The sequence below is a fragment of the Azospirillum largimobile genome (assembly GCF_977007025.2).
On the sequence record NZ_CDRMUA020000004.1, the window covers coordinates 421,270 to 437,845 of the forward strand.

Annotated in this window: 14 protein-coding genes; 1 reads left to right on the top strand and 13 read right to left on the bottom strand. The window is 67.7% G+C overall.

All coding sequences use genetic code 11. From position 1 onward, the window contains the following. Positions 1–81: 81 nt before the first annotated feature. From ACWPKK_RS23425 to ACWPKK_RS23450, 6 genes are all read right to left on the bottom strand, one after another. The gene (locus ACWPKK_RS23425) at positions 82–1,065 is read right to left on the bottom strand and encodes a C4-dicarboxylate TRAP transporter substrate-binding protein (protein WP_452009050.1); all 984 of its coding nucleotides are present in this window, start codon (positions 1,063–1,065) and stop codon (positions 82–84) included. A 306-nt stretch (positions 1,066–1,371) separates the two neighbouring features. Further along, positions 1,372–2,385, bottom strand: a complete 1,014-nt coding sequence (locus ACWPKK_RS23430) for an SDR family oxidoreductase (protein WP_452009053.1) — start codon at positions 2,383–2,385, stop codon at positions 1,372–1,374. A 38-nt stretch (positions 2,386–2,423) separates the two neighbouring features. Then, positions 2,424–2,990, bottom strand: coding sequence for an isoprenylcysteine carboxyl methyltransferase family protein (locus ACWPKK_RS23435; RefSeq protein ID WP_452009056.1), 567 nt, complete (start codon positions 2,988–2,990; stop codon positions 2,424–2,426). A gap of 2 nt (positions 2,991–2,992) precedes the next feature. Beyond that, positions 2,993–4,051 carry a type III polyketide synthase gene (locus ACWPKK_RS23440; RefSeq protein WP_452009059.1) on the bottom strand — a complete coding sequence of 353 codons (1,059 nt, stop codon included), beginning with the start codon at positions 4,049–4,051 and terminating at the stop codon, positions 2,993–2,995. Positions 4,052–4,199: 148 nt separating this feature from the next. Next, positions 4,200–5,687, bottom strand: a complete 1,488-nt coding sequence (locus tag ACWPKK_RS23445; protein WP_452009061.1) for a SulP family inorganic anion transporter — start codon at positions 5,685–5,687, stop codon at positions 4,200–4,202. A gap of 321 nt (positions 5,688–6,008) precedes the next feature. Next, positions 6,009–6,242, bottom strand: a complete 234-nt coding sequence (locus tag ACWPKK_RS23450) for a hypothetical protein (RefSeq protein ID WP_310118400.1) — start codon at positions 6,240–6,242, stop codon at positions 6,009–6,011. A gap of 162 nt (positions 6,243–6,404) precedes the next feature. Between ACWPKK_RS23450 and hypF the strand changes: the two genes are divergently transcribed. Continuing rightward, complete coding sequence (hypF, locus tag ACWPKK_RS23455; protein WP_452009064.1) at positions 6,405–8,645, top strand: carbamoyltransferase HypF; 2,241 nt, start codon at positions 6,405–6,407, stop codon at positions 8,643–8,645. Here hypF and ACWPKK_RS23460 read toward each other — a convergent pair. The 7 genes from ACWPKK_RS23460 to ACWPKK_RS23490 form a co-directional block, all read right to left on the bottom strand. Then, the gene (locus tag ACWPKK_RS23460; RefSeq protein WP_452009067.1) at positions 8,615–8,977 is read right to left on the bottom strand and encodes a hypothetical protein; all 363 of its coding nucleotides are present in this window, start codon (positions 8,975–8,977) and stop codon (positions 8,615–8,617) included. The genes hypF and ACWPKK_RS23460 overlap by 31 nt on opposite strands. 245 nt (positions 8,978–9,222) lie before the next feature. Next, the gene (locus tag ACWPKK_RS23465; RefSeq protein ID WP_452002605.1) at positions 9,223–10,203 is read right to left on the bottom strand and encodes an IS110 family RNA-guided transposase; all 981 of its coding nucleotides are present in this window, start codon (positions 10,201–10,203) and stop codon (positions 9,223–9,225) included. A 215-nt stretch (positions 10,204–10,418) separates the two neighbouring features. After that, a complete protein-coding gene (cybH, locus tag ACWPKK_RS23470; RefSeq protein ID WP_452009070.1) occupies positions 10,419–11,213 on the bottom strand; it encodes a Ni/Fe-hydrogenase, b-type cytochrome subunit in 795 nt (264 codons plus the stop codon). A gap of 24 nt (positions 11,214–11,237) precedes the next feature. Beyond that, positions 11,238–13,052 carry a nickel-dependent hydrogenase large subunit gene (locus ACWPKK_RS23475; RefSeq protein ID WP_324870358.1) on the bottom strand — a complete coding sequence of 605 codons (1,815 nt, stop codon included), beginning with the start codon at positions 13,050–13,052 and terminating at the stop codon, positions 11,238–11,240. Positions 13,053–13,054: 2 nt separating this feature from the next. Further along, on the bottom strand, positions 13,055–14,128 hold the full coding sequence (locus ACWPKK_RS23480) for a hydrogenase small subunit (RefSeq protein WP_452009073.1): 1,074 nt from the start codon (positions 14,126–14,128) through the stop codon (positions 13,055–13,057). A gap of 193 nt (positions 14,129–14,321) precedes the next feature. After that, complete coding sequence (locus ACWPKK_RS23485) at positions 14,322–14,870, bottom strand: HupE/UreJ family protein (protein ID WP_452009076.1); 549 nt, start codon at positions 14,868–14,870, stop codon at positions 14,322–14,324. 197 nt (positions 14,871–15,067) lie between these two features. Further along, positions 15,068–16,555: a sigma-54-dependent transcriptional regulator gene (locus tag ACWPKK_RS23490; protein ID WP_452009078.1), complete on the bottom strand. Its 1,488-nt coding sequence runs from the start codon at positions 16,553–16,555 to the stop codon at positions 15,068–15,070. Between the last annotated feature and the right edge of the window lie 21 nt (positions 16,556–16,576).

Below are 16,576 nucleotides of genomic sequence, written 5' to 3' on the forward strand. Positions count from 1 at the left end.
GACGACGAAGGCTGCGAGCGTCGGTTGTTTGGAAGGGGAGCGCGAGGGAAGGGGAGCCTTTGAAAGGGCCCCCCACTCCGATTACTGCTTCACGAGCGCTTCGACCTGCTTCTGCAGGTCGCCATAGCCGAGCTTCTCGTAAACCGGGGCCGTGGCGGTGCGGAAAGGCGTCACGTCGATCTCGACGACCTGCATGCCCTTGTCCTTCATCTGCTTCTCGAAGTCCGCAAGCGAAGCCTCGGTCGCCTTCGACGCGCTGTCGCCGGCCTTCAGCGATTCCTCGCGCAGCAGCGTCTGCATGTCCTTCGGCAGGCCGTCGAACCAGGCGGCGCTAGTGACGATGCCGGTGATCAGGTTGATGTGGCCGGTCTTGGTCAGATATTTCGCCACTTCGTACAGGCGGGAGCCGTAGATGGCCGGGTCCTGCGCCTCCGCCCCGTCGATCACCTGCTGCTGCATGGCGGTGTAGACCTCCGACCAGGGCAGCGGCGTCGGCGTGGCGCCCATCGCGCGGATCGTCTCCATCCACACCGGCGCACCGGGGGTGCGGACGCGCACGCCGCTGAGATCGGCCGGCACCTTCACCGGCTTGTTGGTCAGCATGTGGCGTTCGCCCTGCCACCAGTTGAAGGACAGCACCTGATGGCCCGACGCCTTGCGCAGCTTCTGCACCCACTCCTCGAACATCGGGGAGGTTACGACCTTGCGGATGCCGCCATAGCCCTGGGCGACGTAGGGCGCGCCCAGAACGCCGAACTCCTTCACGAAGACGGCCAGCCGGCCGCCGTCCACCACCACCGCGACGGGCGCGCCGGCCCGCGCCTGCTCCAGCAGATCCTCGTCCTTGCCCAGCTGCGAGGCGGGGAAGAGGCGGACGCTCATCTTGCCGGCCGACCGCTTCTCCACATTGGCCTTGAACTCCTCCAGGCCCTTGTAGAGCGGGTCCTGGGGCGACAGCGCCGTGTTGACGCTGAGGGTGTAGTCGGCGGCCGACGCGCCGAACGAGACCAGGGACATCACCGAACCGAACAGCGCCGCGCGCACGGCCTTTGCCATGACAGACATCTCGTTTCCTCCCAGCAAATTGGACTGTCGGCGGCATGGAAACCGCCGTTCGACTGGTGCGTGTTCGGCCCGACGCCGGGGTGCCGGCAGCGCCCGCGATCAGGGGGGCGCCGGCAGGGAAGGGAATGGCCGATGACCAGATTGTTGAAACACTGGTATGGTAGTATGTATGAACTGTCTTGGCAATAGCGTTTCCGGCGGACTGTACGTTTTGCCTGCATGATGGTCATCGAACGGTTCGCGCATAGGAAAAGGGCCGGCACCCGAGAAGGATGCCGGCCCCATTTCTCTCCGCGTTCGGCCCGCCTAGCGCAGTCGCGGCGTCATCCGGCTCATGGCGAAGCCCAGCCCGCCCGCCAGGATCAGCCCGGCAGCGACCGCCAGACCGCGGGCGGTGCCGCTGGCTGCTGCAAGCCGCAGGCTGTTGTGCGGCAGGCCGAAGCGTCCGCGGGTCCGATGCAGCCCGTCGACGGGGTGATAGAGATTGTCCGGCCGGCCCGGAATCTCGGTCTCTTCCGTCAACTGGCCGTCCACCGCGTTGGCGGCGAGGTAGCGGTCGGCAAAACCGGGAGCGAGAAAATTGCCGAGGATGGCCTGCATCGCCGATCCGCCCAGCCAATATTCGCGGCGGGGGTTCTCGGCAGCGTGCAGGATGGAGCGGGCGATGTCCTCCGGTTGGAAGATCGTCCCCATCGGCCGGGCACGGCGCGGCATGTGGCTGCGCGCCCAATCGAACTGCGGCGTATTGACCGCCGGCAGATGCACCGCCGTCAGCGTGATCCGGCTGTCCTCGTGGATCAGCTCCGACCGCAGGCTGTCGACGAAGCCCTGCACCGCATGCTTTGCCGCGCAATAGGCCGACTGCAGCGGAATCGAGCGGTAGGCCAGCGCCGATCCGACCTGCAGGATCGTGCCTTGCCCCCGCACCCGCATCCGCCGCAGCGCCGTCTGGATGCCGTAGGCGGAGCCGAGATAGGTCACCTCGGTCACCCGTCTCAATTCCTCCGCCGTCACCGCATGGACCGGACCGAAGACGGTGACCATCGCCGCATTGATCCAGACGTCGATGGGACCGAAGGCCTCCTCCACCCGGTCGGCGGCGCTGTCCAGCGCATCGGCATCGGCAACGTCCAGCGGCAGCACCAGCGCCCGCCCGCCCAGCCGTTCCACCTCCGCCTTGACCTCCTCCAGCGCTTCCTCGGAGCGGGCGATCAGGCCGATGGAAGCCTGCCGGTAGGCGGCGAAGGCCAGCGCCGTGGCACGGCCGACCCCGGCCGATGCGCCGGTGATGCAGACGACGGGGGCGGTCGGAAGGGGCATGGGCGTTGTCCTGATCATGGTGCCGTATGATTGTGCCGTCAGGCGGCCGGCGGGACGCGGCGGCCGCTCCATCCTGTCCAACGGCCGGTACCGCCCGCAGTTCCGTCCCGGCCGCTCAGCGCCTCCTCCTCCACCTGGATGCGGCGGCGGGTGAGAGGGATGTTCAGCAGCGTGGCGGCGACGGCGATCCAGACATTGCCGAACACCAGCGGCAGCACCACCAGTTCGCCCGCCACCACCAGATAATTGGGATGCCGGACCCAGCGGAACGGGCCGCGGCGGACCAGCGGAGCGCCGTCCAGCGTGATGATCCGCGTCGTCCAGAAGCGGCCGAGCGTCGCGATCACCCACACCCGCCCGGCCTGCAGCAGCAGGAACAGCGCCAGAAGCCAGCCATTGATCGGGGCATCGGCCGGCACCGCCAGGAACAGCGCCAGCAGCCATCCGGCATGCAGCACGACGAACAGCGGGTAATGGGCGGCCCCGACCTCCCGCGCGCCTTCGGCCAGCAGCCGGGCGGTGTTGCGGCGGGCGACCACCAACTCAAGCAGCCGCTGCGCCGCGACCGCCAGCAGGATGACCTGCGGCCAACCGAATGCTTCCATGGTCACAGATCCAGCAGGGTGAGGCCGGCGGTGAATCCGGGGCCGAGCGCCAGCATCAGATGCGCCCCGGTGGCGCCGCTCCGCATTCGGCGGTCGAGCACGAACATCACGCTGGCCGCCGACATGTTGCCGCAGTCGCCCAGCACCGCCCATGAGTCGTCCATTCCGGCGGTGGCGGGCGCCAGCACCTCGGTCAGCGCCTGAAGAACCTTGGCGCCACCGGTGTGGCAGATCACTCCGGACAGGTCCGCGCGGGTCATGCCGCGGCCGGTCAGGAAGCCGTCGACCACCGGGGCCAGCCGCTCGCGGATCAGGCGTGGAATGTCCTGGCTGAAGACGACGCCGAAGCCCTCGTCCTCGATCCGCCAGCCCATGATCCGCCGGGTGCCCGGCCAGGTGTGTTCGGCACTGTCGACGTAGCGCGGACCGGGGGCATCGTCGCCGGCGGTCGGCGCGCGCAGCAGGGCGGCGGCGGCACCGTCGGCAAACAGGGCGCTCGCCACCACATTGGTGGGGGAGGCCTCTTCCGGCCGGTGCGACAGGGTGCAAAGCTCGACCACCAGGAACAGCACATTGCGCCCCGGCATGGCGCGCGCCATCATGCCCGCCCGCGCCAGCCCCAGCGCCCCGCCGGCACAGCCCAGCCCGAAGACCGGCAGCCGCACCGTGTCCGGCCGGAAGCCCATGCGGTCGAGCAGCAGCGCCTCAAGGCTGGGCGTCGCGATTCCGGTGGTGGTGGCGCAGACGATGGCGTCCACGTCTGCGGGGCGCAGCCCGGCTGCATCCAGCGCCTTGCCCGCCGCCTCTTCCAGCAGGTCCAGCGCCACCCGCTCGAACACGGCGGCGCGCTCGCCCCAGCCATGGGGCTCCAGATACCAGGACAGCGGGCAGGCGGCATAGCGGCTGCGGATGCCGGTGTTGGCGAAGACGGGGGCCAGCCGGTCGAAGTCGCGCAGGCGATGGGCGAACACCGTCCGGGCGACGGCCAGCGTCTCCTCCTGCTCGAAGCGGTGGGGCGGCAACGCCGTGGCGACCGCCAACAGCCGCGGATCGAGTGACATCCTGCCTCCTGCATGCTGCGGCGGACCGGCATGCGCATCCGGTGGATGCGCAGTCCAACCCTTTCCGCCAACAGAAAGCTGCCCCTGCGGTTGCGCCCGCCCATCCTCCTCAAAAGGCGATAGCCTTCTGAGGAGGTGGTGGTGCCGTTCAGTGCGCCAGGGCGCGCTCCTCGGCCCCCGGCTTGTCGTGGGTCGCCAGCCGGTCGACGATGGTCTCGCTGGCCGCATTGAGGCCGATCAGCCGCAACTCGGTCCCGGCACGGCGGAACTTCAGCACGACGCCGTCCAGTGCAGCGACGCTGGAGATGTCCCAGATATGGGCGCTGGAAACATCGATGACCGCGGCGTCCAGGTCCTCCCGCACGTCGAAGGCGGCGGAGAAATCGTCGGCCGAGGCGAAGAACAGCTGCCCTTCGACCAGATAGGTGCGGGTGCGGCCATCCGCCGACAGGGTGGAGGAGACGCGAAACATCCGGGCGACCTTTCCGGCAAAGAAGATGCCGGACAGCAAAACGCCGATCAGCACGCCGATGGCGAGATTGTGGGTGAAGACCACCCCGGCCACCGTCGCCAGCATCACGGCGCTGGAACTGCGCGGATGCGTGACCAGGGTCTTCAGGGATTGCCAGCTGAAGGTGCCGACCGACACCATGATCATCACCGCCACCAGGGCGGCCATCGGGATCCGCTTCACCCAATCGCCCAGCACGACGATCAGGAACAGCAGGAACAGGCCGGCGCAGAACGTCGACAGCCGGCCCCGGCCGCCCGACTTCACGTTGATCACCGATTGGCCGATCATCGCGCAGCCGGCCATGCCGCCGAGGAAGCCCGAGACCATGTTGGCGACGCCCTGGCCGACGCATTCGCGGTTCTTGTCGCTACCGGTCTCCGTCATGTCGTCGACGATGGCCGCGGTCATCAGCGATTCCAGCAGCCCGACCACGGCGATGCCGGCGGAATAGGGCAGGATAATGCGCAGCGTCTCCAGCGTCAGCGGAATGTCGGGCAGCAGGAAGACGGGCAGGGTGCTGGGCAGTTCGCCCATGTCGCCGACGGTGCGCACATCGATGCCGAAGCCGATGGTGACCGCGGTCAGCACAAGGATGCTGACCAGCGCCGACGGCACCGCCCTGGTCAGGCGCGGCAGCAGGTAGATGATCGCCAGCCCCGCGGCGACCAGCGCATAGGTGACGGTCGGCACCCCCACCAGCTCCGGCAACTGGGCCAGGAAGATCAGGATGGCGAGCGCGTTGACGAATCCGGTCATCACCGATTTCGATACGAAGCGCATCAGCGCCCCCAGCCGCAGGAACCCGGCGCCGATCTGCAGCAGTCCGGCCAGCACGGTGGCGGCCAGCAGATATTGCAGGCCATGCTCCTTGACCAGCGTGACCATCAGCACCGCGGTGGCGGCCGTGGCGGCGGAGATCATGCCGGGACGGCCGCCGACGATGGCGATGGTCATGGCGATGGCGAAGGAGGCGTAGAGGCCGATCTTGGGATCGACCCCGGCGATGATGGAGAAGGCGATGGCCTCCGGAATCAGGGCAAGGGCGACGACAAGGCCGGACAGCAGGTCGCCGCGCGTGTTGCCGAACCACTCCTGGCGGAGCCGTTGCAAATCGATGGTCATGGGTCTCGCAAGCTCAAGACGGGACGGCGGCAGCGTTCGCGCAGCGGCAAAGGCCGGGCGGTGTGCCGCCATCGACGATGATCGGGAATGGAAGTCTGAAACTGGAATCGCTGCGAAGCGGCGGCCGGTCCGGGACTTGGACGGTCGGGCTTCAGGTCAATGCAGGGAGCAGGCCGTCAAGGCGGCGTGACGCGGTGCAGCATGGCGGCAGACGTAACAGAATGTCGCAGGCGCGGCAACCCCGTGCATGGCTGCCCGCCGCGGACGCAAAAAGGCGGCGCCCCGCAGAGCGCCGCCTTGTCTGTCAAACGATCCGTTCCGTCAGGCCTGACGCGGCTTCAGCGGCGCGGTATCGCGGAAGGGCTTGTCGACCCCGCCCTTGTCGTTGGTCTGGTTCTCGACATCGCCTTCGAAGGTGCTCTCGCCCTGTGCCAGATCCATGTCGTCCGGCGTCATGCCGGCGGCGCGGGCGCCCTTGGTCCCGCCGATCTGCGGGTTGTTCTTCAGGTCGGCATCGGTCGGCTTGTCGGTCTTCTCGTGCTTGCTTGCGCTCATGACGGCGTCTCCGTTCCGGTTCCGCGGGTTCCCTTGTCAACCGGCGCGGTGCCGGATCGTTGCGGCCCTGACCCTCCGTACAGACCATCTGCCGCAGCGATTGTCCCTTCTCGCCCCCGGAGAGAAGGATAGGATGGGCCGAAGATCATCCAAAGGGCTTCCATGTCCCACGACGACAAGCGGCTGAGGATCCGCGTGCGCGGACGGGTGCAGGGCGTGGGTTTCCGTCCGCACGTCCATGCGCTCGCCCGGCGTTTCGGCCTGACCGGCTGGGTGCTGAACGATCCGCAGGGCGTGCTGATCGAGGTGCAGGGCGGCGACACCTCCGCGTTCCGCACCGCCCTGTCCGATGAGGCGCCGCCGCTTGCCCGCATCGATGCGGTGGACTGCGAAACCGTCGTCCCGCTTCCCGGCGAGGACTCCTTCACCATCCGCCACAGCGAGTCCGCGGGCGCCGTCGCCACCGGGATCGGTCCGGACGCCGCGGTCTGCTCGGCCTGCCTTGCCGAACTGTTCGACCCGGCGGACCGCCGCTACCGCTATGCCTTCCTGAACTGCACCCATTGCGGCCCGCGCTACACCATCACGCGGCGGCTTCCCTATGACCGGCCGCAGACGGCGATGGCCGGCTTTGCACTCTGCCCCGACTGCATGAGGGAGTACAAGGACCCGGCCGACCGCCGCTTCCACGCCCAGCCGACTGCCTGCCCGACCTGCGGCCCACGCCTGTCCCATCCGCCGGAAGACATTCTGGCCGCCCTGCGCGCCGGCAGGATCGTTGCCATCAAGGGGCTGGGCGGTTTCCACCTCGCCTGCGACGCCATGCGCGCGGACGCGGTGGAGCGGCTGCGACGGGTCAAGCAGCGCAACGGCAAGCCCTTCGCCCTGATGGTCGCCAATGCGGAGTCCGCCGCCCGCCATGTCCGCATGGACGACGACGAACGCCGGCTGCTAGAGGGGGTGGCCCGCCCGATCGTCTTGCTGCGGCGGCGGGCGGACGCGCCGGAGTTGGCGCCCGACATCGCCCCCGGTCTGGCATGGCTCGGGGTCATGCTGCCCTACACTCCGCTGCATTACCTGCTGTTCCACGAGGCGGCCGGACGGCCGGACGGCACCGGCTGGCTGCGCGAGCCGCAGGACCTGACCCTGGTCATGACCTCCGCCAATCCCGGCGGGGAGCCGCTCGCCATCGGCAACGGGGAGGCGCGGGAGAGGCTGGCCGGCATCGCCGACCTGATCGTCGACCATGACCGCGACATCGTCATCCGCGCCGACGACAGCGTGGTGCGCAAGCTGGCCGGCGCGCCCGCCTTCCTGCGCCGCGGCCGCGGCCATGTGCCGGAGCCGATCCGGCTGGCCTGCCCCGTGCCGCCGATCCTGGCGGTCGGCGGCCACCTCAAGGCGACGGTCTGCGTCACCCGCGGCGACGAGGCCTTTCTGTCCCAGCACATCGGCGACCTCGACAACGCCGCGACGCTGGGCTTCCTGGAGGAGACCGTCGCCCATCTGCTGCACATCCTGGGCGTCGAGCCGGTGGCGGTTGCCCATGACAAGCATCCGGATTTCCAATCCACACGCTTCGCCGAGCGGAGCGGCCTGCCGGCCATCGCGATCCAGCACCACCACGCCCATGTCGCGGCCGTAGTGGCCGAACACCGGATCGACGGTCCGGCGCTCGGCCTTGCCCTCGACGGGCTCGGGTTGGGGGAGGGGGGAGGTTCATGGGGTGGGGAGATGCTGCTGGTCGACGGCTTGCGGTCGGAGCGCCTGGGCAGTCTGGCCCCGCTCGCCCAGCCCGGTGGCGATGTCGCCGCCCGCCAGCCCTGGCGGATGGCCGCAGCCGCCCTCGTCCGCATGGGCCGGGCCGACGAGATCGTTCCGCGCTTCGCCGGTCACGGTCCGGCCGAGGGCGTGCGGAGGATGATCGAGCGCGGCATCAACGCTCCGCTCACCAGTTCCTGCGGACGCTGGTTCGATGCCGCCTGTGGGCTGCTCGGCGTCCGTGCGGTCGCGGGTTTCGAGGGCGAGGCGCCGATGGCGCTGGAATCGCTGGTCCGCCGGCCACGGGTGGCGGAGGGTGCCTGGCGGATAGAAGGAGGCGAACTGGACCTGACGCCCCTGCTGGAGCGCCTGTTGTCGGTGACCGACGCGGCGGAGGGGGCGGAGTTGTTCCATGGCACGCTGGCCGCGGCTCTGGTTGGCTGGACGCTGCCGGTGCTGCACGCGCATGCCCTGGACCGGGTCGTGCTGTCCGGCGGTTGCTTGATGAACGCGGTGCTGGCGGAGGAACTGGTCGCCGGCTTCCGCGCCGCCGGGGTTGAGGCGCTGCTGCCGCGGCTGGCCCCCGCCAATGACGGCGGGCTCAGCCTCGGTCAGGCGTGGGCGGCCTCTTTCGCTTTGTAGGGGAAGAGCGGCATCTGGACCGGCGCCCGCAGCTTTTTACGAGGCGCCGGAACATCGACGCTACGGTTGGCCTTGTCGAACTCGTAGAGGCCGCGATACTTGCCGATGTAGCCCTTGCGGCAGGCACGGTGGAACCGCTGCGATGCGGTTTCCCAATCGTCGCCCGGCCGCAGCCAGCTGACATAGGTGGTGCCGCTGCGCGGATCGGTGCGCAGGAACCGCCCGCGTCCCTTCTCGCCCCGCACCCATTGGCCGGGGTTCAGCGTCAGCGCCCCGCGCGCCAGAAGCAGCTTCACCTGCGGGGTCAGGTCGATGGTCGGAAAATAAGGCATGACGTCCTCCGGCCGCACCCGGACGGGGCGGCGCTGATCTGGGAGACTCCGTTGTTTCGGAACCTCCCGGATATGGGAACGCATACGGAACAATTCAAGGTTTTCAAGGGGTGTGGGGTGCTGTAGGGGCGAAGTTTTGCCCCCACCCCGACCCTCCCCCGCTGGGCGGGGGAGGGAGCGAGTGCTTATGCGGGAGAGTGGCGGCAGTCCCTCCCCGCCCAGCGGGGGAGCAACCATGTTGTTTTTCATGGTGAGGCTAGGTTGTCCTGCCATTCCTTGTTGTCTCGGACCATGGCATTGAGGGTGACGATCATCTTTCGCATTGCGGCGACGATGATGAGTTTATGTGGCTTTCCAGCGGCTTTGAGGCGTTCGCAGAAAGCCTTGATGATGGGATTGCATCGTTTGGCGGTGGTGGCGGCCATGTAGAGCATGGTTCGGACCCGTTCTCGGCCGCCACTGCAGTATCGTCGTCCCTTATGCTGGCCGCTCTCGTCGTCGAAGGGAGCGACACCGATCAGACAGGCGATGGCGTGTCGCGTCAGCCGGCCGAGTTCGGGCAAACGGACAGCCAGCGTGACCGCACTCAGGAAGCCGATGCCCGGCATGCTCTGGAGGCGCTTCACCTGCTTATCCAAGTCCTGGTCCTCTTCGACCAGAGCCCGGATGCGGGCGAGCAACGTCCGCTTGTCGGCGGTCAGGCGCCTGATCTGCTCGACAACCAGCGCCCGCACCTCGTCGTCGACAAAGCCCTCAAGCTGGGTCTTGGTCTGTGCTGCGGCAGCGCTGAGCTGTTCGTAGTAGGTCAGGTAAGCCGCCAGACGCTCCAGAACCGGGGAGCGTGCCGGACGCTCCTCGCCGAACAGTGCGGCGAACTCGGCGATCACGCGGGCATCCAGCCGATCATTCTTGGCATGCCGGCGCCGCATCTGGGCGAACAGCCGCACGTCGCGGGGCTGCAGAACCAGCACGCGAAAGCCGGCCTGCCGCATCGCCTCGACCAGTTTGCGTTCATAGCCACCCGATGCCTCGACCGCGATGGCATCCACCGCCCGTTCGGCCAAGTGACGCAGCAGGGTGGTGAACCCTGCTTCATTGTTTCCGACGCTGACGCTCACGCCATCGGGCCAGAAATGGCCATCCAGCTGGCGTTTGGAGACATCCAGGCCAAGTGTCTTGGAAAAAGCAGCCATCTCCCAGCCCCTGCCTTGCAAATCCGGGCTCATGGCCCGCGCAACCATTCGGGTTTGTTGGAAGACAACCGGCTGGGACCTCGCTCCCCCACGGCCTCAAGCAGCCTCGGATAGGACGGCCTGCCAGCCGGCCCGCGCTGCTGGGGGTGGCCACCCCCAGCAGCGCGATCCGTCCAAGGCACTATAACGAAAAACAAACATACAAGGATAGGTGGGGGCATAGAATCACACCACATCACGCACTCACCTCACCCCACCCGCGCCGCCTTCTTCACCGGGCGCTCATGCTCCTCGTCGGCCGGGGCCTCGGCATCCTTGAAGGTGCGGACGCCGCTGATCATGGTGGAGATGATCGACTGGCGGGACATGATGTCCTCGCGCACCGCGGCATAGATGTGGACGATCACGAACAGCAGGATCGCCCACATGCCCAGATGGTGCCAGGTGTGGACGTCCATGCTCTGGCCGAACAGCGGGATGACCCAGCCGAACAGCCGGTCCTGCCAGCTGCCCAGCCCGGTTCCTTCGCTGTAGAGCGCAAAGCCGGTGACGATCATGAAGACGCTGCCGACCGCTATGGCCCAGAACATGGCGAACTGCGCCAGCGGGTTGTGGCCGACATACAGCTTCGGCTTGCGCTCCAGGAACAGGTACCAGCGCGCCTCCAGGAACAGCTCTCCCCACCAGTGACGGTCCCAGAAGGGGAAGCGGAACAGTTGGCGGGCATGGTGGTTGCCGGCGAACGCCCAATAGAGCCGGCCGATGAAGCCGATGGCGAAGATGTAGGCCGCCGCGAAATGCACGAAGCGGATGTAGCCCATCAGGAAATTGGCGCTCGCCTCGCCCGGCATGCTCGGCAGCGGGTTGGCGATCAGGTAGCCGGTGACCGACAGCACCGTGATCGCCAGCGCGTTGACCCAGTGCCAGACCCGGACCGGCACCTCATACACATAGATCGCCTTCAGGAAGCGGCCGGCCGCCGGAGCGGCCGTCCCTTCCTCGTCCGGTGTCGCGACCGGCTTCGCATCGTCGAGAGGAGCCATGACGTAATCCTCCTCGGTTGCCGGTCAGCGCACGGTGACGCGGGCCAGTTCGGCGCCGTCCGGCGCCATGACGTGGGTGGAGCAGGCAAGGCACGGGTCGAAGCTGTGCAGGGTGCGCAGGATCTCCACCGGCTCGTCCGGGCGGGCCATCGGGGTGTTCAGCAGCGAGGCCTCGAAGGCGCCGATGTTGCCCTTGGGATCGCGCGGGCTGCCGTTCCAGGTCGTCGGCACGACGCACTGGTAGTTGTCGATCTTGCCGTCCTTGATCTTGATCCAGTGGCCGAGCCCGCCGCGCGGGGCGGCGACGGTGCCGACGCCCTTGGCCTCCTTCGGCCAGGTCTTCGGATCCCACTTCTCGACGTTGGCGGTGGCGGTGTCGCCGGCCTTGATGTTGGCGATCAGGGCGTTCCAGTCGTCCATCATCATGGTGCAGCAGTACTGGCATTCCAGCGCGCGGGCCAGGGTGCGGCCGATTGTGGTCGGCAGCGCCTGCTGCGGCGTGAGGTTCGTGCCGGCCAGCGCGTTGAAGGCGCCCAGCGATTCGGTGATCTGGTCCTTCACGTAGCCGACGCCCTGGGCATAGGCCAGGATGTAGCGGGGCAGGGGACCGACCTCCACCGCATGGCCGCGCCAGCGCGGGGCCTTGATCCAGGAATACTTGGCGGCCTCGTCAAGTTCCTTGATGTCGGTGCGGGTGCCCTTGGTGTTGGCGCCGAGTTCGAACTTGGCCTCGGTCACGCCGTCCCATGGGTGCAGGCCCTTGCTCTCGTCCTCGTAATGGTACCAGCTGTGGGCGACGAACTCCTGCACCTGCGCCGGGTCGCGCGGGTCGATGGGATGGACCTCGTTCCAGTTGCCGTTCAGGATGACGCCGCCCGGCAGCTGGCAGGTCGAATGGTCGTACGGCACCTTCTCGTAATCGCCGTAGTCCATGACGTTGGTCGCCGCCAGCCCGCCGCCATAGAGCCAGTCCTTGTAGAAGCTGGCGATGGCGAGCACGTCCGGCAGATAGACGTTCTCGACGAAGGCCGTCGCTTCCTGGATGCGGGCGCGAATGAAGTTCAGCCGCTCCATGTTCAGCGGCGCGCCCGACGACCCGTTTCCGTCCATGTTGATGGCGCAGGGAACGCCGCCGACCATGTAGTTCGGGTGGGGGTTCTTGCCGCCGAGGATGGTGTGGATCTTGACGATGTCCTTCTGGAGATCCAGCGCCTCCAGGTAATGGGTCACAGCCATCAGGTCGGCTTCAGGCGACAGCTTGTAGGCCGGGTTGTCCCAATAGCCGTTCTTGAAGATGCCGAGCTGGCCGCTCTCCACGAACTTCTTCAGGCGGGTCTGGACGTCGCGGAAATAGCCGGGGCTGGACTTGGCATGGCGCGGCGACACCGCCTGCTGGAGCGCCGAGGTCGCCTGCGGATCGGCCTTCAGCGCGTTGACCGGATTGACCCAATCCAGCGCGTGCAGGTGGTAGAAATGGACGATGTGGTCATGGACCTGCAGCGTCTTCGCCATGATCTCGCGGATCAGGTGGGCGTTCTTCGGGATGCGGATCTGCAGCGCATCCTCCACCGCGCGGACCGAGGTCAACGCGTGGCAGCCGGTGCAGACGCCGCAGATGCGCTCCACGAAGGCCCAGGCGTCGCGCGGGTCGCGGCCCTTCAGGATCACTTCGAGGCCGCGCCACATCGTTCCGGTCGACACCGCGTTGCGGATGACGTTGTTGCTGTCGACATTCACCTCGCAGCGCATGTGGCCTTCGATGCGGGTGACCGGATCGACGACGATGCGCTTGCCGCCATTGTCGAGCGAGAACCCGTTCGGGGTCTGGACGATGCCCATGGTCAGACGTCTCCCTTGTGCTGTGCGCGCTTCAGGGCGCTGACCGCCGCGTGGGCGGCGATGATGCTGCCGACGCCGATGGCGGCGGTGGTGCCGATCTCGTCGGCGTTGGCCTCGACCCCGAACTGGAGGATGTCGGACTGGCGGGCGTACCAGGACCCCTTGTCCCAGAAGCCGTCCTCCGAGCAGCCGATACAGCCGTGGCCGGACTGGATGGGGAAGCTGGTGCCTTCGTTCCAGCGGACGGTGGAGCAGGCGTTGTAGGTGGTCGGACCCTTGCAGCCGACCTTGTAGAGGCAATAGCCCTTGCGCGCGCCCTCGTCGTCGAAGGATTCCACGAACTGGCCGGCGTCGAAATGCGGCCGGCGATAGCATTTGTCGTGGATGCGCTGGCTGTAGAACATCTTCGGCCGGCCCTGGCGGTCCAGTTCCGGGATGCGGTCGAAGGTCAGCATGTAGGTGATGACGCCGGTCATCACCTCGGCGATCGGCGGACAGCCGGGGACCTTGATGATCGGCTTGTCGGTGATGACCTCATGCACCGGGGTGGCGCGGGTCGGGTTCGGACGCGCCGCCTGGACGCAGCCGAAGGAGGCGCAGGAGCCCCAGGAGATGATCGCCTTGGCGTCCTTGGCGACCTTGCGCAGCTGATCGGTAAAGGGCTTGCCGCCGATGATGCAGGACATGCCGTCCTGGTTCAGCGGCGGATTGCCTTCCACCGCCAGGATGTAGTTGCCCTTGTACTTCTCCATCACCTCGTCGAGGATCGCCTCGGCCTGATGGCCGGCCGACGCCATCAGCGTGTCGTCGTAGTCCAGCGAGATCATCGACAGCACCACGTCCTTCACCAGCGGGTGCGCGGAGCGGATGAAGGATTCCGAACAGCAGGTGCATTCCAGCCCATGCAGCCACAGCACCGGGGTGCGCGGCTTGGTTTCCATGGCATGGACGATCTGCGGCACCAATTCCGGCCCCAGCCCGAGGGCCGCGGCGGTCAGCGAGCAGTATTTCAGGAATGAACGGCGTGTGATCCCCTGCCGCCGCATCACCTCGTAGAAGGTTTCCAGCGTTGCCATCGGTTTGTTTTCTCCCCTGGGGCGGCACCGGCGTGCGAGGGTCCGGTGCGCTTCTCCGCGGGGCATAGGCAACAACCGTGCCGTAATACGAACATTTGGCAAAGCAACGGTTTCATGCCCGGACGGGCCTTGGCCTGTGGCAAGCCCCCGGCCAATGCGGCGGCCGGGGTGGCAGGGAAGTTGCCGGCTGCGATCAGGCGGACTGGCTACCTTCTTCCGGCCGGCCGATCAGCCGGTGGAGCACCAGCCCTAGCGCGACACCTGCCGTATGCAGACCGGCGGTGCTGGTCAGGAAGCCGGCGGCGTAGCCCAGCGCCGCGGCGTCGGCCGGCATCTCCGCCCCATGGGCGAAACCGTGGAACAGACCGAAGGCGGCGGCGAACAGGGCGCCCACCACGCCGTTGCGCGACATCGGCATGACGCACAGCAGGGCCAGCACGACCGTGGAGGCGTAGATCGTCGGCTCGACCAGCGGCAGCTCGCCGCCTGTCAACGCGAACAACCCACCGGCCAGCATGGCGGCAAGGAACGCCCCCGGCACCGCCAGCACGGCGCGTCCGCCGATGGTGGCGCCATAGACGCCGACCGTGACCATGGCGATCAGGTGGTCGAGCCCGCCAAGCGGATGCGCGGCGCCGTCGAGGAAGCCGGCCCCGGCGAAATGGCCGGGATGGGCAAGGGCAGGGGTGGCGGCAAGCGCGACGGCAGCCGCGACGGCGGCAAGGCGGATGGTTTTCGACATATCGAACGGCTCCTCGGGGTTCTTGTGGTTTGGTGAACTCTCCCGCCCAGGCCTCCCTCTCCCCCCTGGGGAGAGGGTCGGGGTGAGGGGGGCGCACAGCGAGGATTCTCGTAATGGCCACGCTATGCATCCCCCTCACCCTAACCCTCTCCCCAGGGGGGAGAGGGGAACTGGGGCGGGAGAGGGCGTTTAAGTTATCAATGCCTCTGCGCGGGTCCGCGCTCGATGCCGTAGCGCTCCAGCTTGGCGCGCAGGCCCATGCGGGACAGGCCTAGTTCGTCGGCGGCCTTGCTCTTGTTCCAGCGGCAGCGGACCAGCGTTTCCATCAGGATGCCGGCCTCAACCCGCTCGATCCGCGACTTCAGCGGGCCGCCCTGGCCGATCAGGTCGAGCGGCGGCAGCGGACCGTCCTCCGGGGAGGCGGGGCGGGCGTTCAGCGCGGCGCCGCGCAGAACCTGGTCGGACAGCAGGTCGGCCCCCAGCGTGTCGCCCTCGCACAGCACCAGCATGCGCATGATCTCGTTCTGCATCTCGCGCACGTTGCCGGGCCAGCCATAGGCCTCCAGGCAGGCCAGCGTGTCGGGGGCGAAGCCGGCAACGGGCTTGCCATGGGCGGCCGACAGCCGCTCCAGGATGTGGCGGGCGAGCACCGGGATGTCGTCGGGCCGGTCGCGCAGGGGCGGCATGGTCAGCGTCATGGTGCTGAGCCGGTAATAGAGATCCTCACGGAAACGGCCGGCCTTCACCTCGGCGGTCAGGTCGCGGTGGGTGGCGGCGACGACGCGGACATCGACCCGCCGCGTCTCGTTGGAGCCCACCGGCCGGATCTCGCCCTCCTGCAGGAAGCGCAGAAGCCGGACCTGGAAGGCCGGGCTGATGTCGCCGATCTCGTCCAGGAAGATCGTGCCGCCGTCCGCCTGCTCCAGCAGGCCGAGGCGGTTGCTGTGCGCCCCGGTGAAAGCCCCCTTCTTGTGGCCGAACAGCTCGCTTTCCAGCAATTCGTCCGGGATGGCGCCGCAATTCTCGCAGTAGAAGGGCTGGTCGGACCGCGGGCTGCCGTAATGGATGGCGCGCGCCAGCAATTCCTTGCCGGTTCCGGTCTCTCCCAGCACCAGAACCGGCACGTTGAATCCTGCCACCCGCTCCGCCTGCCGGCAGACTTCCTCCACCGGGCTGCCTTCAGCACGGATCAGGCCGTCGAAGCGGTAGGACTGCCGCACCCGTTCGCGTCTTGAGGCCACGCGGGTCTCGGCGACCGGCGGCAGCAGCTTCAGCTCATTGGTCAGCCGGTCATGCTCGCGCTGCAGCTGGTACATCTTCGCCGCGTTGCGGGCGGTCAGCAGCAGATGGTCGGGATGCCAGGGCTTGGTGATGAACTGGTGGATGCCGGCGGTGTTGATGGCGCCGATGATGTCCTCGGGGTCGATGTAGCCGGTGATGACGATCCGCACCACCTCGGGCCAGCGTCCGCGCACCTGGGTGAGGAACTCGACGCCACTGACCTCCGGCATCCGCTGGTCGGAGAAGACCACCTGGATCCATTCGGTTTCCAGCAGGCGCAAGCCCTCCTCCGCCGACAGGGCGGTGAAGACCTCGAACTCCTCGTCCAGCAGGCGGGCGATGACCTCGACGGAGCGCGGTTCGTCATCCACCACCAGAATGCCGGGGCGGGTGGTGTCGGTCATCGCACGGGATCCTTCCTCATT